Below are 250 nucleotides of genomic sequence, written 5' to 3'. Positions count from 1 at the left end.
TACGGTTTGGTTGTGTGTTTAACAGCTTTGAGCCTGTTCACAGGCTGCTCTCTCAATTTGGGTGGGCTTAGAGGCTCTGGAATAGTTAAGACCGAATCTAGAGAAGTAGGTCGATTCTCATCCATTTCTAGTAAATCCGTAGGTAAAGTCACGATACAGCAGACGGGAAAAGAGTCCCTCACGATCACCGCAGATGACAACATTCTGCCGTTGCTAGAAAGTCGTGTAGCTGACAATGTTCTGTATCTCA

The 250-nt window shown here is 45.6% G+C and carries 1 pseudogene; it reads left to right on the top strand.

Annotated features, from left to right (window positions below):
• Window positions 1-250 (top strand): annotated as a pseudogene (locus ABF638_RS38520) (GIN domain-containing protein); the annotation flags it as partial.

Origin of the sequence: Nostoc sp. CALU 1950 (assembly GCF_051172895.1) — a bacterium.
Taxonomy (GTDB): Bacteria; Cyanobacteriota; Cyanobacteriia; order Cyanobacteriales; family Nostocaceae; genus Nostoc; species Nostoc edaphicum_A.
Note: the sequence above shows the minus strand (reverse complement) of the source record. Positions and strands in the feature narration are given on the sequence as shown.